This window comes from Streptomyces sp. NPDC054863, from assembly GCF_053610825.1.
In genome coordinates, this window is the sequence record NZ_JBSGZD010000060.1 from 1 (window position 1) to 22,777 (window position 22,777).

Annotated in this window: 17 protein-coding genes; 13 read left to right on the forward strand and 4 right to left on the reverse strand. The window is 73.4% G+C overall.

Features of this window, described 5'->3' with window-relative positions; genetic code table 11:
* The 6 genes from ACWGIG_RS14175 to ACWGIG_RS14200 form a co-directional block, all read left to right on the forward strand.
* On the forward strand, positions 1–1,015 hold a 1,015-nt coding region (locus tag ACWGIG_RS14175), incomplete at its 5' end, for a serine/threonine-protein kinase (RefSeq protein WP_453321846.1).
* Between the two features lie 92 nt (positions 1,016–1,107).
* Positions 1,108–2,073, forward strand: a complete 966-nt coding sequence (locus tag ACWGIG_RS14180; protein ID WP_453321847.1) for a zinc-binding dehydrogenase — start codon at positions 1,108–1,110, stop codon at positions 2,071–2,073.
* Between the two features lie 69 nt (positions 2,074–2,142).
* The gene (locus ACWGIG_RS14185; RefSeq protein WP_453321848.1) at positions 2,143–3,555 is read left to right on the forward strand and encodes a cellulase family glycosylhydrolase; all 1,413 of its coding nucleotides are present in this window, start codon (positions 2,143–2,145) and stop codon (positions 3,553–3,555) included.
* Between the two features lie 329 nt (positions 3,556–3,884).
* The gene (locus tag ACWGIG_RS14190; RefSeq protein WP_453321849.1) at positions 3,885–4,094 is read left to right on the forward strand and encodes a helix-turn-helix domain-containing protein; all 210 of its coding nucleotides are present in this window, start codon (positions 3,885–3,887) and stop codon (positions 4,092–4,094) included.
* Complete coding sequence (locus tag ACWGIG_RS14195; RefSeq protein ID WP_453321867.1) at positions 4,094–4,654, forward strand: Clp protease N-terminal domain-containing protein; 561 nt, start codon at positions 4,094–4,096, stop codon at positions 4,652–4,654. The genes ACWGIG_RS14190 and ACWGIG_RS14195 overlap by 1 nt, the downstream gene beginning before the upstream one ends.
* A gap of 135 nt (positions 4,655–4,789) precedes the next feature.
* Positions 4,790–5,347, forward strand: a complete 558-nt coding sequence (locus tag ACWGIG_RS14200) for a hypothetical protein (protein ID WP_453321850.1) — start codon at positions 4,790–4,792, stop codon at positions 5,345–5,347.
* Positions 5,348–5,449: 102 nt separating this feature from the next.
* Here ACWGIG_RS14200 and ACWGIG_RS14205 read toward each other — a convergent pair whose 3' ends face one another.
* Together ACWGIG_RS14205 and ACWGIG_RS14210 are read right to left on the reverse strand one after the other, a co-directional pair.
* Positions 5,450–6,544, reverse strand: coding sequence for a helix-turn-helix transcriptional regulator (locus ACWGIG_RS14205; RefSeq protein ID WP_453321851.1), 1,095 nt, complete (start codon positions 6,542–6,544; stop codon positions 5,450–5,452).
* A gap of 1 nt (position 6,545) precedes the next feature.
* Positions 6,546–7,472: a DUF4097 family beta strand repeat-containing protein gene (locus tag ACWGIG_RS14210; protein WP_453321852.1), complete on the reverse strand. Its 927-nt coding sequence runs from the start codon at positions 7,470–7,472 to the stop codon at positions 6,546–6,548.
* A 159-nt stretch (positions 7,473–7,631) separates the two neighbouring features.
* Here ACWGIG_RS14210 and ACWGIG_RS14215 point away from each other — a divergent pair, with 159 nt between their 5' ends.
* Complete coding sequence (locus ACWGIG_RS14215; protein ID WP_453321853.1) at positions 7,632–8,483, forward strand: hypothetical protein; 852 nt, start codon at positions 7,632–7,634, stop codon at positions 8,481–8,483.
* 196 nt (positions 8,484–8,679) lie between these two features.
* Here ACWGIG_RS14215 and ACWGIG_RS14220 read toward each other — a convergent pair whose 3' ends face one another.
* Positions 8,680–10,113, reverse strand: coding sequence for a non-reducing end alpha-L-arabinofuranosidase family hydrolase (locus ACWGIG_RS14220; protein WP_453321854.1), 1,434 nt, complete (start codon positions 10,111–10,113; stop codon positions 8,680–8,682).
* A gap of 364 nt (positions 10,114–10,477) precedes the next feature.
* Positions 10,478–10,663, reverse strand: a complete 186-nt coding sequence (locus ACWGIG_RS14225) for a DUF6104 family protein (RefSeq protein ID WP_007266501.1) — start codon at positions 10,661–10,663, stop codon at positions 10,478–10,480.
* Between the two features lie 194 nt (positions 10,664–10,857).
* Between ACWGIG_RS14225 and ACWGIG_RS14230 the strand changes: the two genes are divergently transcribed.
* The 6 genes from ACWGIG_RS14230 to fxsT all read left to right on the forward strand — a co-directional run bounded on the left by ACWGIG_RS14230 (position 10,858) and on the right by fxsT (position 22,740).
* Positions 10,858–12,867, forward strand: a complete 2,010-nt coding sequence (locus tag ACWGIG_RS14230) for a VMAP-C domain-containing protein (protein ID WP_453321855.1) — start codon at positions 10,858–10,860, stop codon at positions 12,865–12,867.
* Between the two features lie 289 nt (positions 12,868–13,156).
* Positions 13,157–14,245, forward strand: a complete 1,089-nt coding sequence (locus ACWGIG_RS14235) for an AAA family ATPase (RefSeq protein WP_453321856.1) — start codon at positions 13,157–13,159, stop codon at positions 14,243–14,245.
* 4 nt (positions 14,246–14,249) lie between these two features.
* Positions 14,250–18,080 carry an SAV_2336 N-terminal domain-related protein gene (locus tag ACWGIG_RS14240; RefSeq protein WP_453321857.1) on the forward strand — a complete coding sequence of 1,277 codons (3,831 nt, stop codon included), beginning with the start codon at positions 14,250–14,252 and terminating at the stop codon, positions 18,078–18,080.
* On the forward strand, positions 18,077–18,367 hold the full coding sequence (locus ACWGIG_RS14245) for a hypothetical protein (protein ID WP_453321858.1): 291 nt from the start codon (positions 18,077–18,079) through the stop codon (positions 18,365–18,367). Before ACWGIG_RS14240 ends, ACWGIG_RS14245 begins: the two co-directional genes overlap by 4 nt.
* Positions 18,360–19,694, forward strand: a complete 1,335-nt coding sequence (locus ACWGIG_RS14250; protein WP_453321859.1) for an FxsB family cyclophane-forming radical SAM/SPASM peptide maturase — start codon at positions 18,360–18,362, stop codon at positions 19,692–19,694. Before ACWGIG_RS14245 ends, ACWGIG_RS14250 begins: the two co-directional genes overlap by 8 nt.
* 25 nt (positions 19,695–19,719) lie before the next feature.
* The gene (gene fxsT, locus ACWGIG_RS14255) at positions 19,720–22,740 is read left to right on the forward strand and encodes an FxSxx-COOH system tetratricopeptide repeat protein (RefSeq protein WP_453321860.1); all 3,021 of its coding nucleotides are present in this window, start codon (positions 19,720–19,722) and stop codon (positions 22,738–22,740) included.
* Positions 22,741–22,777 lie beyond the last annotated feature (37 nt).

Below are 22,777 nucleotides of genomic sequence, written 5' to 3' on the forward strand. Positions count from 1 at the left end.
GCCGTCGGGGCAGCAGCCGCCGTACGCCCCGCCGGCCCCCGCCCACACGCCGCCCGTGCCCGCCTTCGCGCCGCCGCAGCCCTCCCCGTACGTACCGACGCAGTCGCCGGGTGTCGCCTCCCCGGTCGCGTACCAGGAACTGCACCCCGGCGAGCCCCGCACCATCGCCGGGTACCACCTCATCGGCCGGATCGGCTCCGGCGGCATGGGCACGGTCTACCTCGCCCGGCGCGAGGGCTCCGCCACGCAGGTCGCGCTGAAGACCATCCACCCCGAACTCCTCGACCACGCCGAGCTGTTGAAGCGGTTCGCACGCGAGTCGGAGGTACTGGCGATGGTCCCGGGTGCGTACACCGCGCGCGTGCTCGACGCCGGGGTCGAGGCCGGACGGCCTTACCTGGCAATGGAGTTGCTGGACGGCCGGCCGCTCGACGTCCACCTGCGGGAGCAGGGTCCGATCAGGTCGGCCGAGGCGCTGCGCGCGCTCGCCCTTGCCCTGGCCGCAGCACTGTCCGGGGTGCACCGGCTCGGTCTCGTACACCGGGACCTGAAGCCCGCGAACATCATGCTGACCACCGCGGGACCGCGCCTGTTGGACTTCGGGATCGCGTCCCTGGTCGACGGCACGAGGCTCACCCGTACCGGCGGAGGCCCCGGCACGCTCACGTACATGGCGCCCGAGCAGTTCGGCGACGAGCCGGTCGGGACGGCGGCCGACGTCTGGGCATGGGCCTGCTGCGTGGTGTGCGCCGCGCACGGGACCAGCCCCTTCCAGGCGACGAGCACGGGTGCGGTGATCCGCCGGATCGTCGACACCGGGCCCGCGCCGGAGGCCGTCGCGACCGTACGGGCACTGGACCCGGCGCTGGCGGCGGCCGTGGAGCGGGCGCTGACCCCCGACCCCGCAGGGCGGCCGAAGGACGGGGCGGCGCTGGTCGGACTGCTCGCCGCCGACCGGGAGACCTCGGAAATCCGCGCGGAGATCACCCGGGGTTGGCAGACGATGGCGGTCTGAGCGCGAACGGGAGCGCACGCGAGGGGCGACGCGGTACGGGTCACACCCCGCTGCTGTTCCGCCCCGCCCCGCATCCGGCCTATGGTCGGGCCATGTTCGCCGCATACGCAGCCCGCATCGACCGTGACCAGCCGCTGAACGGCCTTGAGCTGGGGGAGCGCCCGGAGCCCGAAGCACGGCCCGGGTGGACCACCGTGACCGTGAAGGCCGCCTCCCTCAACCACCACGACCTGTGGTCGCTGCGCGGGGTCGGGCTGAGCGGGGACGCACTGCCGATGATCCTCGGCTGCGACGCGGCGGGCGTCGACGCGGACGGCAACGAGGTCGTACTGCACTCCGTCATCGGCGAGAGCGGACACGGCGTCGGACCGCACGAGAAGCGGTCGATCCTCACCGAGAAGTACCAGGGGACCTTCGCCGAGCGCGTCACCGTGCCCGTGTGGAACGTACTGCCGAAGCCCAGGGAGCTCAGCTTCGAGGAGGCGGCCTGTCTGCCGACCGCGTGGCTGACCGCGTACCGGATGCTGTTCACCAACGCGGGCGTACGGCCCGGGGACTCGGTCCTCGTGCAGGGTGCGGGCGGCGGGGTCGCGACCGCGGCGATCGTGCTCGGGAAGGCCGCCGGGCTGCGGGTGTACGCCACCAGCCGGGACGAGGCCAAGCGGAAGCGGGCCGTCGAGCTGGGCGCCGTGGACGCCTTCGAGCCGGGCGCGCGGCTGCCGCAGCGGGTGGACGCGGTGATCGAGACGGTGGGCGCCGCCACCTGGTCGCACTCGGTCAAGTCGCTCCGTCCCGGCGGGACCCTGGTCATCTCCGGCGCCACCAGCGGACCGAACCCGCCCGCCGCCGAGCTCAACCGGATCTTCTTCCTGGAGCTCAAGGTCGTCGGGTCGACGATGGGCTCCAAGGACGAGCTGGCGAGCCTGCTCCACTTCTGTGCGGCGACCGGGGTCCGGCCGGTCATCGACCAGGTGCTGCCGCTGGACCGGGCCCGGGAGGGCTTCGAGCGGATGGCCGGCGGGGACCTCTTCGGAAAGATTGTGCTCACCGGGTCTTGAGAGTCTCGGGGGGCGCTGTTTTGATCTCCGGCACCGTCCGACTGGACTGGACTGCCGGAGGAGTGCCCCATGCGCAGCACGTACGGAAGAGTCGTTGTCGGTCTGGCCTGCGGGGCGCTGCTCGCGGGCGGGGGACTCGCCGCCCCCGCCGCGTACGCGGCGACGGACCCCCAGATCCCCCGCCTGACCGACGAGCACGGCCGCGTCCTCACCCTGCGCGGCTGGAACGTCGAGGACAAGGCGCATCGCGGCGACGACGCCCTCTCCGCCGTCACCGAGAAGCACTTCCGCGACATGAGCGCCAAGGGCTTCAACTTCGCCCGCCTGCTGGTCTTCTGGGACGACCTGGAGGCGGAGCGCGGGCGCTACAGCGAGAAGTACCTGCGCAAGATCGACCGGATCCTGGACTGGGCGCAGAAGTACGGCGTGAAGGTGCTGATCGACGGCCACCAGGACGTCTTCGGCCCCGCCTTCGGGCACCGCGGCATCCCGGAGTGGGCGACGCGGACCGACGGACTTCCCTTCACCCCGAATCCGGACGACTGGTTCTCCGAGTACTTCCAGCCCGCCGTCCAGCGCGCCTTCACCCACCTCTACGAGGACAAGGACCTCCAGCGCGCCCAGGCCGCCGTGTGGCGGCTGCTCGCCGACCGGTTCGAGGACCACCCGGCGGTCCTCGGATACGACTTCCTCAACGAGCCGATGGGCGAGCTCAGGGACGGCGAGGACCTGCCGACGGCCGCCCGCCGGATCGAGCGCGACCAGATCACCCCGATGCACAACCGCCTTGCGGCGGCGGTCCGTTCGGTGGACCGGGACAACTGGCTGTTCGTCGAACCGACCCCGATCGTGGGCGAGGGCGTCCCGACGGGGCTGGGAAAGATCAAGGACCCGAAGCGCAAGGTCGTGTACGCGCCGCACTTCTACAACGCGGGGATGGAGGCGGGCGCGGACTACGACCCGAAGGCCGGCTGGATCGAGGCGTACGAGGCGGCCGTCACGCAGTATGCGAAGCAGTACGGGGTGCCGGTCGTGGTCGGCGAGTGGGGACCGCTCAACAACGACCTCCCGAACATGGGGAGTTTCTACCGCGACGCGCTGGCGTCGATGGCGCGCTACAGCTCGGGGTGGGCGGGCTATGTGTGGTGCTACGGGGGCGGCTACTGCGCGGTGGACGCGGCGGGCCGCCTGCGCGGGAACAAGGAGCAGACGGCGGCGCCGTATGCGGCGGGGGTCGCGGGGCGGGTGCGCACCGACGCGTACTCCTCTTCGGAGGGTCTGTACTCCCTTGCCTACGAGGCGAGTTGGCGGGGCGGTGGCTCGTCGGTGATCTCGGTGCCGCCGAGCGCGAAGGGATGGCGCGTGAGCGTGAGCGGCCGGGCGTGGACCGGGACGCGGGAGGTGGCCGCCGGAAAGGCGGCGAAGGTACGGGTGCACGCGGCGCCGGGGGCGGAGGTCTCCGTGACGGTGCGCAAGCGGTAGCCCCGGAAGGCAATCGTACGAGGGGCACCGGGGTCTGTCCTCCTGGACTGGTCCACCATGTGGCCAGAGGGATTCCGGTCCGCCGATCACTGGCGTGAGGGGCACGCCCGGTACTGGGGCGCTCAGGGGGTCCGGGTGGGGCCGCACACCCTGATCGTCTGCCTGAGCTTCCGGCTGGCCGACTGAGGTCCGCGCGCCCCCGGAGGGGGCGGAGGGGGCGTGTCTCCCTGCCCGTCCCGGACAAGAGCCGCCGGGCAGCTCCTGGCCCTCCCCTCCTCCGATCGTCAATGAGGGTTGACGGTGGGATGCTGTCAACGTAAATTGACGGCATGACCGAAGCAACCGATCTCGCCGCCAGGGCGGGAGACAGGGATCCACGGGTCGGACTGCGTGCGGTGGCCGCTCTGCGGCGGCTGCTGGAGCAGTTGGAGGCCGTGCAGGTACGGGGTGCCCGGAGTCAGGGCTGGTCGTGGCAGGAGATCGCGGCCGAGTTGGGCGTCAGCAAGCAGGCCGTGCACAAGAAGCATGGGGGTCGATGATGTTCGAACGGTTCACGGACAACGCACGGGGCGTGGTGACCGGAGCGGTCGCCCACGCGGAACGGCAGGACGCGCAGCAGGTCACCGAGGAGCACCTGCTGCTGGCGCTGCTGGACACGGAGGGCGGGCGCGCGTCGTTCGCCTTCGCCGCGCTCGGCATCGACCGTCAGCGGGACGCGGTCGCCGCCTCCCTCGCGGACGCGCGCCGGCGCGGCGGGATGTCGAAGGCGGAGGCGTCCGCGCTCGCGGACATCGGGATCGACGTCGACGCCATCGTCTCGAAGGTGGAGGAGGCGCACGGCGAAGGTGCGCTGGGCGGCGGCAAGGGCGGCCGGGCCAAGTGGGGGCTGCTGAAAGGGCACCGGCCGTTCACGCCCGGCGCGAAGAAGATCATCGAACAGTCGCTCCGGGTGGCGCTCGGACGCGGCGACAAGCACATCGGCGACGAACACCTGCTGCTGGCGCTGACGGCCAGGCCGGGAGTGGTCGCGGACGTGCTCGGGGAGTACGGGGCGGGGTACGGCGAGGTCGAGCGCGCGATGTTCGGCGGAGTCAAGTAGGGCCGGCTCCAGGGCTGAAGCAGGGCTGAAGCAGGGCTGAGGCGGCGGCTGGTGGGCGGGCGTTGTCGGACCCGGGGGCTAGGGTTTTCGGCAACGCTCGTCCGCTTTCCGTCTGCCCCGGAGGATCCCGTGTCCGTGCCCGCACCCGTTGAGTTCGTGCCTGCCGAGGGCCCGGTGACCGAACCGGTCACCAAGGTGGGCGGGCAGCCGGTGTGGCGGGAGGAGGCGCAGTGGCCCCTTTCGAGGGAATCCGGCGAACCGATGGAGTTCATCGGCCAGTTCGCGGTACGGGACGGCGCGCTCGCCTACCTCTTCATGGCACGGGACGGCGCTGTGGACACCTTCGAGCCGGAGGGCGGGGAGAATGCGCTGCTCGTCCAGCCGGGCGGCCGGGTGCCGGACTTCCTGGCCGGGGTGCGGGACCTGGCCGACGGCCCGACCGCCGGGGCGGACCACCTGCCGGTGCTCGGGGAGCCGGACCCCGACGAGGAGTGCTGGCAGTTCCTGGGCGGTCCCGGCGTGGAGCCGCTCTGGCTGCAGGGTGAGGAAGTGCCGGGGGAGGGGTGGGAGTTGGTCGCCCAGCTCGACTCGACGGCGCTGCCCTTCGAAGTCAACTTCGGGGACGCCGGGATCGGATACGCCTTCCTGTCGCCGGACGGCAAGGAGGGGCGGTTCCTGTGGCAGTGCGCGTAGGGGATGCGCGGGGGAGGTGGGCCGCTACGGACACGTCAGGGCCCGTCCGGACCGGTTCTTGACCGGGACGGGCCCTGGGGCCGGTCGTGGTGCTCCGGCCCGCTACTTCTTCGGGCCCCGCAGCAGGCCGTCGATGTGTGCCGCCGCCGTGGCCAATCGGGCGCGGGCGTCGGTCAGTTGGGACGGGGAGACTCCGTGGTCGCGGGCCGCGTCGCGGATGTCGTCGCGGAAGCGGTCCAGGAGGCGGTCCAGGTCGCGGGCCGGGTCGGAGCCGGGCTTCGTGTCCTCGAAGGCCCAGTCCGGGAGGGACTCCTTCGGGGGTGTGTCCGTGGACTGCGGGGTCGGGCGGGCGTCCTCGTGGGCGGGGGCGTCCCGTACGGCGTCCTCCCACGCGTCCCCGGCCGGTGCCTTGTCCGCCCGTTCCACCTTGATGTCGGGTGCCTCGTGCGGGCGGCCGAAGCGGCCGAAGTCCTTGCCCCAGTTGCGGCTGAACTCCTTCTCGATCTCGGCGAGTCCGTCCCGTACGGCAGAAGGCCAGTCGCCGCGTGCCACGTGCTCGCGGACCTGCTCCTCCACCCGGCGGGCCGCCTGCTGCATCTGCTCGCGGGCCCGGTCGGTGGTCTCCTTCGCCTGGCGGCGGGCCTGCTGGGCGTCCTCGCGGGCCCGGCGGCTCTCGTCCTTCGCGCGGCGGGCCTGCTCCTTCCACTCCTGGCGGGCCTTGCGCATCTCTTCCTTCGCGGTGCGCCAGGCCTCGTGGTCCCCCCAGGGGACGCCGCGGTCGCCCTTGGGGCCGGAGCCGGCGGACGGCTCCTTCGAGTCCGCGGCCTGGGCGCGCATCTCGCGGCGCAGGTCGCCGGCCGCGCCCCGTACGTCGTCGCGGATCTCGGCGGCCAGCTCGGACACCGACTCGCGGATCTCCAGCTCCAGGTCGGCCAACTCGCCGCCCCTCCCCGCCAGTTCCTCGCGGCCCGCCTCGGTGATCGAGTACACCTTGCGGCCACCCTCGGTGGCGTGCGTGACGAGGCCCTCGGCCTCCAGCTTGGCCAGGCGCGGGTAGACGGTCCCGGCGGAGGGTGCGTACAGGCCCTGGAAGCGTTCTTCGAGGAGGCGGATCACTTCGTAGCCGTGGCGCGGTGCCTCGTCCAGCAGCTTGAGGAGGTAGAGGCGGAGTCGGCCGTGGGCGAAGACGGGAGGCATGTCAGAGGACCTTTCCGGAAGGAGCGTCACCGGGGGGAGTGTCGGTGGGGGCGTCACCAGCGTCACCGGCGTCACCGGGCGCGTCGTCGAGCGGGGTCTCGTCGGTCGGCGGGCGGCGCAGCAGTGCGATCGCGCCCGAGACCGTCGTCGCGCGCAGCTTGCCCGCGCCCGTGCCCAGCGTGCCGGTGATCTTCTTCTGCGCCCACTGGCCCGAGACCCGCAGGTCCTCGAAGGCGTTGGAGACCGAACCGCTCGTGGTGTTCGCCTCCACCTTCGCGTCGGCGGGGTGCGGGAGGCGGATCGCGATCTCGCCGGTGACCGTCGTCAGGTTGATGTCGGTGGGGCCGTGGTGCGCGGTGTCGACGTCGATGAGCAGCGCGCCGTTGACCGAGTCCGCCCGTACGGAGGAACCCGCGCCGTCGATGACCGTCAGGTCGCCCGTCACCGACTTGAACTGGAGGTCGCCGGTGAGGGTGTGGGCCTCGACGTTCCCGGAGACCGTTTCCGCCTTCACCCGCCCGGACAGGCCGACCAGGGTGGTCTCGCCGGTGACCCCGCGCACCTCCGTGCGCTCCCGGATCCCCGTGATCACCGCATTGGCGCCGACCGCGCCGACGTCGACCTTCGCCCCGGCCGGGACGGTGAGCGTGACGGCCGCGGAGCGGTCCCAGCTCCGCCGGTCGAGCATCTTGAGGAAGCCGTGCCAGGGCAGGTCCTCGTACGTGACGGTGAGCGTGCCGTCCTTGTGGGTGACGACCAGCGGCGGGCCGTCCAGCTCGGTCACTTCGAGGCGCGCGGTCGGTTCCCCGTCGGAGAGCCCGTCCGTGCCGACGACATTGACGGTGCCGTTGACGATGCGCACGCTCAGCGCGGTCACGGGTGCGTCGAAGGTGAGTTTCTGCGGTTCGGTGACGGACCACTCGGTCATGGTGATTCCTTCCCCAGCCAGTCTTCAGTCGGGCTTCCCCGGGGACGCAACATATCGCGTCTTCTGTTCAACACGATATATCGCGGTTGGGTGAAGTCAACATAAGGAGAGGTGGGGTGCAGGAGGTGGATGCCGGTGAATTGACCTAGCGTGGGCGTTATGTCGCACCCGGTGTCTTCGTCCGCGCAGTCAGCGCAGCCCGCGCCCGCCACGGGAGCCCTGCTGCTCTGCCGGGCCCCGGTCGACGACGTCCGCCCCGCCGCCCACCTGCTGCGCGAGCGGATGCTGCTCGCCCCGGCGGGCGACGGCTGGAGCGTCCTCGTCCCGGAGGGCAAGCCCTGGCTGGCGCAGGGCAGCGCGTACGAACCCGTCGACCGGGTCCTCGCGGGCTGGGCGACCGCCCTCGCGGTCGGCGCGAGCTGGCCGGTGCTCGCCCTGTGGTGGGACCCGGACCGGGCCGGATACACCCTCGCCGCCGGATTCCGGCGGACCGTCGGCTACGAATGGCTGGCGGACGGCACCCCGGTCGGCGAGGACGAGGCGATGCGCACCTTCGCGGCGCGGCTCGCGCTCGACCCCGTACACGACATGGAACGGCTGGAGGAGCTGGCCGGGCCCGACCCGGACGCCGACGCCAGGGCCCGGCTGGTCGGCCTGGTCGCCCTGCTGCACCGCGCGGGGGTCGAGCTGCCGCCGGGGCTCGCCCCCGGCGAGAGCGCCGACCGGCTGCGCGAAGTGGCCCGGTTGGGGGCGGGCGCGGAGGCCGTGGAGTGGTCGGGCTGGCGCGACGCGCTCCGCGCGGAGCTGGACGTGATGGACCACAGCCCGTTCGGTTCCTGGGTACGGGGACCCAGGGCGCGGCTCGTCGGGGCGGCCCAGCTCGCCCTGGGCGTACCGCTGTTGGTGTGGGGACTGCGGCGCTCCGCCCCGGGGTGGGCGGTCGCGGGCGGACTCCTGGTGACCCAGGGTGCGTTGGGCCTGACGTACGACAGGATGCGCGCCCGGGAGTGAGGCTTCTGGGGTGGGCGGAGACCCCACGCGCAGAGGGGAGATGCCCGAAGTCGGCGCTCGTGCGAGACCTCGGGTGCGCGCAGACCGGAACGCCCCTTGCCCGGTGGGCAAGGGGCGCTTTAGTGGGCTTGGGCCGGATACCGGTGTCAGCAGGGGGTGACCGCACCCCCGTCGCGGTCACCGTGGATCGGGCGGGTCAGCGCTGCAGGGTGAGCAGGCCCGGCCGGTAGGGCAGTTGCTGGTAGGGAGTGTTCGCCGGTGTGCTGGTGGGGAGGCCCTGGTAGAGGAACCGCAGGTTGCAGGGGTCGATGGTCATGGTCTGGTCGGGGTTGTTGCGGACCAGGTCACCGTGGCTGACGCCCTGGGCCCAGTGGGAACCGCTGTTGGCCTGGCCCGCGAAGGGGCTGCTCTCGCTGCCGGCCTGGACGGTCCACGGACCGTTCAGGCTGGAGGCGGTGAACGAGCGGAAGTAGCGGTTCGAACCCTGCGCCTCGACGATCATGAGGTACTGGTTCTGGCCCTGGACCTTGTAGACCTCCGGTGCCTCGAACAGAAGGTCCCTCGCGTCGCTCATGACCGTCGTGTACGAGGAGCCGAAGTTGCCCGGGAAGTTCCCGATCGGCATGCTCGCCCGGTAGATCTTGCCGTTGTCGGCGGCGAAGAACAGGTACATGTTCTGGTCGTCGGCGATCATGGTCGGGTCGATCGGGGCGTCCTTCTGGCCCGGCTCGGGGCCCTCGGGGAGGCTGCCGGTGAACAGCGGCTGCGCGGCGGACCAGCCGTTGGGGTTGGTGGGGTCGCTGGACGTGCGGTAGTAGAGCGGCCACTGACTCCACTGGGACACCATCACCCAGACGTTCTTGGGCGCGAAGTAGAACACTTCGGGCGCCACCGCGGGCTCGTTCATCCCGGTCTGGGCGGCCGCCCCCATGTCCGACCAGTTCGTGAAGGGAGTGAACGCCGTCGAGCCCCACTTCGTTCCGTCGGAGGTGGTCGCGTAGACCAGGTGCTTGCCGTTGTACGTGGTGGTGCTGAAGTCCTTCAGCGCGAGCTGCCCGTTGGCCGGCTGCGCCAACGGGGCCGACGACGACCACCGGTAGGTCGACGGCAGGGCACACGCGTTGCTCGCCCTGGTCAGGCCGGTCCACTTCTGGTTGGTGCCGCCGTGGCACGACCAGATCTGCATCGCCGTGCCGTTGACCGTACCGGCGCCCGAGACGTCCAGGCACAGCCCGGACCGCACGCCGACGACCGTGCCGTCGGAGTGCACCCGCCACTGCTGGTTCTCACTGCCGTTGCACGTCCAGATCTGCACCGGGGTCCCGGACGTGGTGGCGCCGCCCCGGACATCCAGGCACTTGTTGCCGTAGACGGTCAGCTGGTCGCTGTCCGTCAACGTCCACTGCTGGTTGATTCCACCGAGGCAGTCCCAGACGTGCACGTTCGCGCCGTCGGTCTGGCTGAAGCCCGCCACGTCGAGACAGCGGCCGGAGGCAACGCTGCGCAGGTCGCTGGTGGTGGCCGCCTGGGCCGGGCCGGCGACGAGCAGCGCCGCCAGCGCGGCCAGGGCCGCCGCCGCGGCGGTGAGCACCGCGGACGGGCGTCTGAGGCTGAAGCTGCGTCTGTGCATGAGGACCTCGTCATCCTTGGGCAAGGGGCCTCCGGCCTTCCCCGTCAGAGGCTGTCCGGATGCCGATGTGGTGCGACCTCGGCTGTCCGAAATACCGAACAAGGGTCGACGTACCGATCAAGGGAATGCTAGGCATCCCATGAATGACGTCAATGCTTCTTGCAGAATTCGCGCGCGGAAACGTTCGCGGGGTGAAACCGGGCGGCTTCAAGTCCCTTGGTAGTACGAGCCTTTGGCGTGCGGGGGAAGGCGGCGCCGCGGGTGCGGGCCTGGAATTCCTCACGGACGAGGTGGCTGCCTACCCCGCCGGCCGGCAGCCCATCGAGGAGACACGTCCTGCCGGGGGCCAGGGGGCGGGCGGGGGCTACTCGTCGTCCTCGTCCTCGTCGTCCAGCCGTGCCAGCCACGTCGCCAGCCGCTCCACCGGGACCTCGAAGTCCGGGTTGAGGTCCACGAACGTACGCAGCTGCTCGGCGAGCCACTCGAAAGTGACCTCCTCCTCGCCGCGCCGCTTCTCCAGCTCTTCGATGCCACGGTCAGTGAAGTACATGGGGCAAGAATAAAACGGACTGCGGGGGACCCGCCGCCGTCCCCGCCCTGATCTGCCCGGTTCCCGGGGCTGACGTGCAACCGGACGGGCCGGTAACCTCGTCGCAGTCCTGGAGGGGCAGCGGCAGAAGCGCCGCGGCAGCACGGCAGTTGGGGCGAGCACGGGGGGTCACATCATGAGCGGCGGCATCGGCGATGCCTGAGTCGAGCCAGTGGCTGGCCGACCTCGCCGCGGCGGCCACCGTCCACTTCACCGCCGACAGCCCGGGCACCCCGCGCATGTGGGGCAGCGGCTTCTTCGTCGCCCCCGGGCTGATCGTCACCTGCGCGCACGTCCTGCGTGGCCCCCTGCGGGACAAGCGCGACACCGTCTTCCTGGTGCGCGGCGACGGATTCCAGGACGGGCTGCCGGCCCGGGCCCGGCTGGCCGCCTCGCTCTGGGACCTCTCGGCGGACGGACCCATTCCGCCGGGCCGCGACCTCGCCGTGGTCCGCCTCGAAGAGCCCGGCGTCCGCCACGAGTGCGTATGGCTCGCCGACTGGGCCGAGCAGCCCGTCGGCAGCCTGCGCACCGTCCACGGGTACGTGCCCGAGGGCGAGGCGGGCGAGGGCGCCGGGCGGCCCTGGGTGGCGGAGACGAGGGTGCGGGTGCACGAGGGCGCGCCGTACGGACGCCGCTTCGACGAGAGCGAGGTGCGCATCCTGCCCGGGCTCTCCGGCGGCCCGGTCATCGACCCGGCGGGCGGCGCCGTCGTCGGCGTCACCAAGTCGCGCCGCCCCGAAGACCTCTCCGGCGGGCTGTCCGTCGCCATCACGGCGCTGCGCCAGTTCGGCGAGCTCTACCAGGAGATCGTCCGCGAACACGACAAGTGGCACGAGCGCCGCTGGTCGTCGGCCGGTGACGACTGGATCGGCCGGCAGTCCGTGCTGCCCGGCGCGGGCGGCGGGTACGGCAGCAGTACGTGGACGCCGGAGGACCGCCGCACCGCGCTCGGCCTGCTCGCCGCGCTGCCCCCGCCGCCCGGCCCGTACGCCGTGATCACCCTCGCCAGGATCGCCCTTCCCAGGTACCGGGTCGGCGACCCGGTGGCGGCGCCGGTGGCCTGGCGCGACGGGCACGGCGAGCTGTACGACGGGTCCACCCCGCAGCGCGCCGAGTACTTCCTGCGCTACCTCGACGACGTACAGCGCCTCGCCGCCTCCCAGGGGCTCGGCAGCAGGGAGCTCGTCGACTGGATGGAGCAGCGGAGAGGCGGGGCGGGGGCCGGAGCCGGGATCGGGGCGGGGGCCGGGATCGGGGCGGGGGCCGGTGCAGGGCTGCGGGAGCCCGCGCCGCTGCCCGCCGCGCTGCTCCCGCAGGCCGACGGAGGCGGGCCGCGCCGCTACCCGGGACCCGACGACGACAGGCCGGTGGTCGTCCTGGAGCTGCTGCGGCTGGAGGGTGACGGCGCAAGCTACGACTGGACGCTGCGGATGGGCGACGCCGACGGCTTCCCGGTCGCCGACGGGCACGCGGTGCCCGCGGCCGACCTCATCCACCGGGTCGGTGCTCCGCTCGCCGACCTGTTCTCCCAGGTCGACCTGGAGGAGTGGCCCGCACCGCTCGAAATCGCCCTGGATCTGGGGGAGTTCGACCGACCCGTGCACCGCTGGCAGGTCAACCAACAAGCCAACTTCCACGAGCGGGAGCTCAAGGAACTCCTGGGCGTGCGCCGCCCGGTCGTGGTCCGGCAGCTGGAACGGCTCGGCGTGCCGGACGACGCGTGGGCCGCCCGCTGGGACGCCGCCCACGCCGCGCCGCGGCTCGTCGCCCGGCGCACCCCGCCGCGCGGCGGGGTCCTCACCAAGGGGCAGCTCGCCGGATTCGACGACGGGGAGATCCCGGTGCTCTGCCGGGGTGCCCGCGACAAGATCGGCGCGCGGGCGCTGGGCGACGCCCTCGCCGCAGGCCACGGCATCGCCCTGTGGCACGTCGAGGGGCACGCCGGGGTGCGCTGCCAGGAGTCCTGCGACGTACTGCACGCCTTCACCGTCGCCGAGTTCGCCCGTGCCGATGGCGCCGCCGAACTCCCGGACCGGCTGCGGCGGATCAGGGCGGCCATCAGCGCGGCCGAACAGCCGCACCCCGCCGGGGGCTTCGCCCTCCTCTACGACGACCCGAGGCGGCCGGTGCCGGGCGACACGGAGGTGTACGACTCACCGTGAAGCCCGCCATGAAGCCGGTCATGAACGACGTCACGAAGCCGGTCATGAACGACGTCACGAAGCCCGCCGCGAATGACGTCACGAACGCTTTCGCGAATGCCGTCGGGTGCGCCGCCACACGCGCTTCCCCGGCAACCCGCGCCACTCTGTTCGCCCGGCCACGATGGCCGGAACCCGCCTGTCCGCGCGGGGGAGTTGGGTACATTTTCAGGGGCCCGTTGCGGGCACCGACTGCCCCCGTCGGTCAGGCCACGGCACGCCACGACCGACCGACGACGAGGAGCATGCCATGAGTGTCCACGAGTGGCTGATCTACCAGGGCAAGGGGGACCCCGCCCCCGGCCGCATCGACAGCCTCCCCGCACCGCCGCGCTGGCGCCGCTTCGACGGAACGCCGCTCACCGGTGCGGCGGCCGAAGCGCCGCCGCTGGACGCCGCCTCGACCCGGCGGCTCGGCGACCGTACGGCACTCTCCGCACAGGACCCCACCTCGCTCCAACTCATCAACGCCGCCCTCTACCTGAGGCGGCCCCTGCTGGTCACCGGCGACCCCGGCACCGGCAAGAGCACCCTCGCCCACGAGATCGCGTACGAGCTGGGGCTCGGCCGCGTGCTCCAGTGGCCGGTCGTCAGCCGTACGGAACTGAAGGACGGGCTCTACACGTACGACGCGATCGGACGCCTCCAGGACGCGCAGCTGTACGGGCGGCAGGAGATGCGGCAGGAGGCGCGGCAGGCCGCGGGGCTGGAGCGGCGGCCCGCCGGCCACGACCCCGGCCACGACCGTGACCCCGGCCGCGACACCAGCGCCGACATCGGGCGGTACGTACGCCTCGGGCCGCTCGGCACCGCCCTGCTGCCCACCGTCCGCCCCCGGGTGCTGCTCATCGACGAGCTCGACAAGAGCGACATCGACCTGCCCAACGACCTGCTGAACGTCGTGGAGGAGGGCGAGTTCGACATCCCGGAGCTGGAGCGGATCGCCGACCGGCCAGGACAGCACACGGTCGACGTCCTCAGCGACGACGGGCGGCGGGTGCCGGTGACCGGCGGACAGGTGCGCTGCCACGCCTTCCCGGTGATCGTCATGACCAGCAACGGCGAGCGGGAGTTCCCCGCCCCGCTGCTGCGCCGCTGCATCCACGTCCACCTCGACCCGGCGCGCGGCGAACGCCTCGCCGCGATGGTCCAGGCCCACTTCGGGGAGCGCGCCGACGAGACCCACCAGGACCTCGTCGACCTCTTCACCGAGGACAACGGGGGCGAACTGCGCCCCACCGACCAGCTGTTGAACGCCATCTACCTCACCCGCAACGCCCAGCAGCAGGGCCTCGGCAGGCTGCTGCTGCGGCCCGCCGCCGAGCACGGGCAGCGCTGACGACATGGCCGGCCGACGCCACGTCCTCGCCGACGGTGACCGCATCAACTCCGGTGCCAGTACCGACCAGTTGACGTCGCTCGTCGCCGGTCTGCACGAGCTCGGCATCGACCCGCACCCCGACGAACTCGCCGACGCGCTGTGGCTGGCCCGCTGGGCGCCCGGCGTGCACCCCGAGCGGGCGGCGGACCGGGGCGCCCCGCCGCGCACCGGGCAGGAGCCGGCCGGATCCCGGTCGCGGCCGGACGGTACGAGGCGCCTGTCCGACATCACCCCGCCGCGCGGCCTGCGGCTGCCCGCCGCCCTCACCGCCGAGCTGGCCGTGTCGGGCCCGGGTCCCGGCCCAGGACGCGGAGCCGAAGGCGAGGACCCGGGAGCCGCGGAGGCGGCGGGCGGCCGGGTGCGGGTGCCGACCGCCGCCGCCCTGCCCCAACCCCTGGCTCTGCAAAGGGCGTTACGACCGCTGCGCGGCTACCGCGCCCCCGCCCGCTCCGCCGCGGGCCCCGACACCCTCGACGAGCAGGCCACCGCCGACCGGGCCGCCGACACCGGCATCGTCGTGCCCGTACTGCGCGGCAGCAGGCGGCGGGCCGCCCGCGTGCAGTTCGTGATGGACGTGTCCACCTCGATGGTGGTGTGGGAGGAGACCCTCCAGGAACTGCGGCAGATATGCGAACGCTCGGGCGCCTTCCGGGAGGTCCGGGTGCACTACGTACGGGAGAACGCGGCAGGGGACGCGGCCGTCGCCCTGTCCGCCGCCCCCGGAGCCCCGCTGCACCGCGCCGAGGAACTCCGCGACCCCACGGGACACCGCCTCACCCTCGTCCTGAGCGACTGCGCGGGACCCCTGTGGCGGTCGGGCAAGATGCAGCAACTGCTGCACGGCTGGGCGGCCACCGCACCGGTCGCCGTCGTCCAGCCACTGCCGCAGCGCATGTGGCGGCGCACCCACCTGCCCGCCATACAGGGAGAGTTGGTGCGAGGCGAAGGCCCCGTGGGGCGGCTCGCCTTCCACCCGTCGGCAGGCGCGGCACCCGGCCCCGACGCCCTCCCCATCCCCGTCCTGGCACCCCGCCCCGGGCCGCTGCGCGCCTGGGTGCGGCTCGTCTCCGGGGCCACCGGGCAGAGCCTGCACACCGTCGCCGGATGGGTGCGCGCCCACCACCCCGCGTCCGCCGCCCCGCGCCGCACCGACCGCGAGGTGTCCCCGGGCGACCGGGTGCGCGCCTTCCGCCGTGCCGCGTCCCCGGACGCCGCCCGCCTCGCCGTCTATCTGGCCGCGGCCCCCCTCGTCCTGCCCGTCATGCAGCTCGTCCAGCGCGCGATGCTCCCCGACAGCGGGCCCGAGGTCCTCGCCGAGGTCATGCTGGGCGGGCTGCTGCGGCGCGGCGGCGACGTGGAGGACCTGATCGGCTACGAGTTCGTCGAAGGCGTCCGCGCGGAACTGCTGGAGCAGATCGCGGTCAGCGACGCCCATCTGGTCCTCAAGCACTGTTCCGCCTACCTGGAGTCCCGCTACGGGCGCACGGCCCGCAACTTCCCCGCCCTGGCGGCGGCATACCTCGCGGGCGAGGCCCGCGAGTCCCCGCCCGGGCGCCCGGGCGCCATCGAGGACGACGGACTGCGCGCCTTCGCCCGCGTGTCGGCGGACGTGCTGCGCCGGTTCGGCCAGACGGTGCCGGTCGCACCCGCCGAGGTCACCGCCACCGGGGGCGCCCTCAGCGAACTGGTCGTACGCGCCCGGGAGTTGCTGTGCCGCCATGCGGCTCAGCACACCTCCCGGGACCTCGACGAAGCCATCTCCCTCCTGCGGGGCGCCGTCGCCGGGACCCCGGCACCCGGCGGCCTCTGGGCGGAGATCGGCGCCGCACTGCACCTGCGCTGGGAGGCCCGGCGGACCGTGGAGGACCTGCGGGGATCGCTGGAGGCCTTCGCCAGGACGGAGACGGGATCCCTGAGCACCGGGGTGCTGGTGCGGTGGCACGCCGCCCTGCTCGCCGTCGCCGCCGAGGTGGAGGCGGCGGGGCCGGACGCGGCGGCCCTGCCCGACTTCGTACGGGAGCAGGAGCGGGGCACGTACCCCGTGCAGCGGATCCTCGTCGGGCTGTACCGGCAGGCCGTGCGCTGCCTGCGGGAGGCCGAGGCGAACCGGGGACCGGACACCGGCAGTACGTACGAGACGATGCTCGACACCCTGCGTGCGATGGCCGCCTGGGGCGCCGACCCGGCCTTCGCGGGCCTGCTGGCGGAGGAGTACGGCGGGCCGGGGCAGTGGACGGCACGGAGGCTCGACGACGCGGTGGAGATCGCGGAAGGCTGGGAGCACGGGGATCCGGTGGCACGCCTCGAACACGGTGCGGGTCTCCTCCTCGACAGTGCCATGCACCTGCTGGGCCGCGGAGAGGTCCGCTGGGAGCCGGGCCCCGACCACCTGGAGTCCGGGCGGCAGCGGGCGGGCCGGGCGGTCGGGGCGTACCGGGGGCTGGTCGCCCTGCTCGACCCGGCGCGGGGAGGCCCGACGCACGCAGGCCCGTCGGCTGCCGCCGCAGGCCCCTGGTTCGCTGTCGGCGACCGGCTGCCCGCCGGGGAGGAGCCCGGGTCCTTCGCGTCCTTCGCGGCCGAGGAGTCGGAGTCCTTCGCCGCCGAGGAGGCCGAGTCCTTCGCCGGTGAGGACCCCGGGCTCTCCGGGGACGGGGGGTCCGGGTCCTTTGCCGGCGCACCGGGCGGCGATGCTGCGCCGGGCGGCGACGGTGCAGCGGACGGCGACGGATCTCGGGGCGGCGGCGCTGCTCCGGACGGCGGCGCTCCGGCTCTGCCGCCGGGGCGCGGCGACGGCTCCGCGTCCGGCACCAGGGGTTCCGGCCGGATCGTCCTGCCGTACGGCACCGGAGGGCCCGGGCGCTCCGAGGGCGTCCTGGTGTCCGGGTTCGCGTACGGCGTCGGCGCGGCGGACATCGGAGGTGGCGATGCCACCCCGGACGGGCCGGACCGCCGCCTCGTCCACGCCTGCCTGGGCCTCGACTTCGCCCTTCGGCTGCACAGCGAGGGCGCGCCCGACGCCGCCGTCGAGGCCGAACGCCTCACCGTCCTCCGCCGTGCCCTCGCCCTCGCAGGTGACGACCGCGCCCTGCGCACCCTCGTCCTCCAGCAGCTCGCCTGGGCGCTCGCCGACGCCTACGCCCGCACCGGCAACCGCGACTACCTCGTCGAGGAGATCGACGCCTGGTGGTCCTCGCTCGCAGGTCTCGAACGGGACGGCGGGTTCTCCCCGTACGCACTCGAATCGCTCGGCGACGCGCTCATCCAGGCCGAGGAGTGGGACGACGCGGTACGGATGATGCGCGCGGCCGTCGACAACACCGCCGAGGGCGACCCCGAGATGCCCGGCCGCCGGATGGCCCTCGGGCACGCGCTCCTCACCCGCTACCTGGCCCGCGAGGGGCAGTCCGACCTGCACGAGGCCGACTGGATGCTGGGAGCGGCGGCCCGCAGCAGCGAGGGCACCGAAATCGCGGCCGGAAGCTGGCAGTTGAGGGCGCAGGTCGCGGAGGAGCAGGCCAGGCGCGGCCGGTCCCCGGCCCGCTGGACCGACGCCGCCGACTACTACCGGCGGGCCGCGGAGAACGCGCGCGAGGCAGGCCGTCCCGAGATCGAGGCCAACGCCAGGTACCACCGCGCCGGGGTCCTGGAACGCATAGCGGGCCCCTCCCGTGCGCTCACCGAGTACCGGGAGGCGGTGCGGCTGTTCGCGGAGCTGGGGCAGCAGGTGACCTCCGAGGCGCGCAGGGCCCGGGAAGCCGTTCAACGGCTGGACCCGCAGGGCGGCCGGGCGTGACGCCCGGCCGTGGGACGGGGCCGCTGCCGGTTCTCGTCCGCCCCGCCCCCGGCACCCCCGTCGCGCACCCCGCCCTGGCCGCCGTGCTCGGCGAGCTGCGGGCCCGGGAGGCACGCGGCGAACGGACCGTCGCCTACTACGAGGACGCGCCGTACTACGAGGACGGGCCCTGCTGCGAGGACGCGGTGCTCTGCGAGGGCGTGCCGTTGCCCGAGGGCGTGCCGTCCCGCGAGGGCGTGCCGTCCCGCGAGGGCGTGCCGTCCCGCGAAGGCGTGGCGCATGGCTGAAAAGATGTATGCGGAGGGGCAACTCTCCGGCCCCGCGACACCGACCAGCCCCCGCGGACCGACCGCCCCCACCGGGCCGCGCACCCCCACCGAGCAGCCCGTCCCCACCGAACAGCCCGTCCCCTTCCGGCAGTTCGTGCTCAAGGTGCACAGCCGGTGCAACCTGGCCTGTACGTACTGCTACATCTACGAGAGCCCCGACCGCACCTGGCGCGACCGTCCCGCCGCCGTCGCCCCCCGGACCGTGCGCGCCGTCGCGCGCCGCATCGCCGAGCATGCCGAAGCCCACCGCCTGCCCCGCCTGAGGATCGAACTCCACGGCGGCGAACCCCTGTTGAGGGGGCCGGCGGCGGTCATCGCGTACACGGAGGCGGTGCGGGCCGAGGTCCCCGCGCACACCGCCGTCACCGCCACCGTCCAGAGCAACGGCACCCTCCTCACCCCGTCCGTGCTCGACGCCCTCGCCGCCGCCCGCATCCGCGTCGGGCTCAGCCTCGACGGCGGCACCGCCGCGCTCAACTCCCGCCGCACCGACCACGCCGGACGCCCTTCCTGGCCCGCCGCTTCGAGGGCAGCCCTGCTCCTCGCGGAACGCCACCCGGCCTCGTACGCCGGACTGCTCTGCACCATCGACGTGGCGAGCGATCCGCGCGAGGTGTACGAGAGCCTGTGCGCGCTCCGCCCACCCGCCCTCGACTTCCTTCTGCCGCACCGGAATTGGGGACGGCGGACCCCCGGGCGGTACCGGCCCGCACCCACCCCGTACGGCGACTGGCTGGTCCGTGCCTTCGACCTGTGGTGGGCGGCGGCGGACGGGCGGCGGCCCAGAATCCGGCTCTTCACCGAGGTGGTGGCGCTGCTGCTCGGCGGGGACAGCGCCGCCGAGTCGATCGGTCTCTCCCCGCTCGCCGCCGTCGTCGTCGACACGGACGGCAGCATCGAGCAGGTCGACTCGCTCAAGTCGACGTACGCGGGGGCCCCGGCCACCGGCCTCGACGTCGTACACAACACCTTCGACGAGGCGCTGCTCCACCCGGGCATCGCCGCCCGCCACCTCGGCGTGCGGGCGCTCTCCGGCACCTGCCGAGGCTGCCCCGTCGTCCGGGTCTGCGGCGGCGGCAACTACGCCCACCGCTACCACGCCCCCGGCAACGGCCACGTCTCCGGCCACGCTCTTGGCCACGCCCGCCCCGCCCCCGGTGACGACTTCCTGCACCCCAGCGTGTACTGCGCCGACCTGGAGCGCTTCATCCGGCATGCCGCCCAGCGGGTGGCCGAGCAGCTACCTCCGGGTACCGTGCCACCAACGGGCGTGTGCCACCGATGAGTTGACGGACGAGGAGAGCCGCCCCATGTCCAGCGCGTCGCAACACCCCCAGCCGGATCCCCGGTCCGTTCCCCGGCCGGGGCCGAAGCAGCACGTGGCCGTCGTCTACGCGGGCCAGTCCCAGTCCTGGGCGGACTGGATGTGGTACCAGCTCACCCGCGCCGACGCCCGCCCCAAGCTGGTCCGCTGGGACCCGCTGCACCGCGCCGCCGACGCCTCCGCGCTCACCGAACTGCTCGACGCCCCCACCCGGGGCCGCGTCCTGATCGTCGTCGACGACTGGTTCCTGCGGCTGCCGCAGGACCGGCAGGAGGCCTGGGGCGAGGTGCTGCGCGAGATCGTCCCCCGGTACGGGGAGCGCATCACCGCCGTCACCGTCACCGCCGCGACCCTGCCCCCGGCCGCCGACCCGCTGAGCCCGACCCGGCTGCGCGGCCTGGGCCCGGCCGAGGCCAGGCGCAGGCTGCTCGCCACCGCCGGAGTCCGGCCGGGGGTGGCGGCCCCCGTCGACCTGGGCCGTGGCCCGCGCTTCCCCGACGACCTGCGCGAGATCGACAACGCACCGCGCCACAACCACCGCTTCACCGGCCGCGAGAGGGTCCTCGAACAGCTCCACGACACCTTCGCCGAGATCGGCCACGGCGCCCGGATAGCGCTGTACGGCCCGCCGGGGGTCGGCAAGACGCAGGTCGCCACCGAGTACGTGCACCGGCACGCGGGCGAGTACGACATCGTGTGGTGGGTCGGCGCCTCCGTCCGGCTGCGCGCCCGCTCCGAATTCGCCGCCCTGGCCGAGGAGCTGGGGGTCGCCCCCGTCCAGCGCGACCAGCTCAGCGACCACGTCGACGCCGCCCGCGAGGAGCTCGGCAGGCGCGGCCGGTGGCTCGTCGTCCTCGACGGCGCCGAGGACCCCGAGGCCGTCGAGGCGATCCTGCCGCGCGGGTCGGGGCACCTCCTGATCACCACCCCGCGCACCGACTGGGCGGCGCACGGCGCCGAGCTGATCGAGCTGCCGCCCTTCGAGCGGGAGGAGTCCGTCGCCTTCGCCCTGCTGCGCGCGAAACGCCTCAGTCCCGCCCACGCCGACCAACTGGCCGCCGCCGTACAGGACCTGCCGCTCCTCATCGCCCAGACCGCCGCCTGGCTCGACACCCATCCGGCGGCCTCCGTCGCCGACTACGTACGGGACATCCGGCACGGCAACCCGCACGAGGCGGAGGTCGAGCGGGCCCACGACTACCCGGCCGGCTTCAAGGCCGCCTGGGGCCGCACCGTCAACGGCCTCCTCGAACAGCACCCGCAGGTCTACGAACTCCTCGTCCTGCTCGCCTTCTTCTCGCCCGACGTCGTCCCCGCCCGTCTGCTGCGCACCGCCCGCGGCGGCGATCTCCCCGAGCATCTGGCCACCCTGGTCAGCGAGCCCAGCACCTGGAACTCGGCGCTGCGCACCCTGTCCGAGGCGACGTCGATGCGCGTCGAGTACGAGCCGGGCCCGCGGATGGACATCGTCACCGTCGGCACCCTGCGCATGCACCGCCTCTTCCACCGCTTCGTCCGCGGCCACCTCTCCGCGGCGGACTTCGCCCGCGCCTCCGCCATCGCCTGCCGGGTCCTCGTCGCGGGCGACCCCCGCGACCCGGGCAACGGCTCCCACTGGCCGCGGTACGCCGAACTCGTCCCGCACCTCGAACTCGCGGGCGCCCTCGGCTCCACCGACCGCGACGTGCGCGCGGTCGTCCTCAACTGCGTCGAGTACCTGCGGGTGCGCGGCGAGTACGTCGAGGGCCGCAGGCTCAGCGCGTCCGCCGCCGACTCCTGGACGAAACTCTCCGGGCCCACCGACCCGGACGTCCTGGTCGCCCGCCACCAGCACGCCAACATGGAACGCAGGCTCGGCTCCTACCGCACGGCCGAGGAGATCGGCCGCGCCACCCTCTCCCTGGTGTCCTCCGGCAGCGAGGTCCGCCCCATCGAACTCGTCCGCGCCAAGAACGGCCTCGGCGGCACCCTCATGGCACTGGGCTCGTACGACGAGGCCCGCACCCTCTTCGAGGAGGCGGCGGGTGACGCCATCCACCTCCTCGGCGAGTTCCAGATCCCCCGCATCCTCGACATCCGCTCCAACCTCGCCATCGCCATCGGCCTCCAGGGCCACTACCAGGAGGCCTACGACCTGCACAGCGAGATCCTGGAGGAGTCCATCCGGCTCTTCGGCGGCAAGGCCCGCCTCACCCTCCACGCGGGCCTGCACACCGCGTGGATGCTGCGCCTGCTCGGCCGCTACCGCGAGGCCCTCGACATCCAGGAACAGAACTGCCGCCTGCACGCCCAGGTCCTCGACAAGAACCACAGCGAAACCCTGATCGCCGAACACAACCTGGCCCTGTGCATGCGCCGCGACGGCAACCTCAACTACGCGTGCGCGCTGATGCGCAAGGTCCGCACCAACATCATCCGCCACCGCGGACCCGACCACCCCGAGGCGCTCCTCGTCAGCGCCGACTACGCGATGCTGCTGCGCGACACCGGCGACCTGCCGGGCGCCCACGAGACCGCCGAGGACGTCGCCGCGCGCTACGAGGCCCAGCTCGGCCCCACCCACCCGTACACGGCGGGAGTTCAGGACAACTGCGCCCTCATCCAGCGCGATCTGGGTGAACACGCCGCCGCCCTCGCCCGCTCCCAAGACGCCCGCACCACCATGGAACGAGCCCTCGGCACCGGACACGCCTGGTCGATCGGCATCGCCATGAACACCGCATCGGCCCGCGCGGTGGCGGGCGACCCCGAGGGCGCCGCGGACCTCGGCCGCACCGCCCTGTCCCGGGCCCGCGCAGCCGTCGGCGACTCGCACGTCCTCACCCTCAACCTGGCGACCGGCCTCGCCCAGGACCTGCACACCCTCGGCCGCACCGAGGAGGCCGAACACATCCGGCAGGACGCCCTCACCCGCCTCACCGCCGGCTTCTCCGAGGAGCACCAGCAGGTGCAGTACGTACGTGACGGCCGCCGCCCCTACTGGGACTTCGAGCCGCAGGTGCTGTGAACGCCGAAGGGCCCGGCGCCGCGAACCGTCTCGCGGG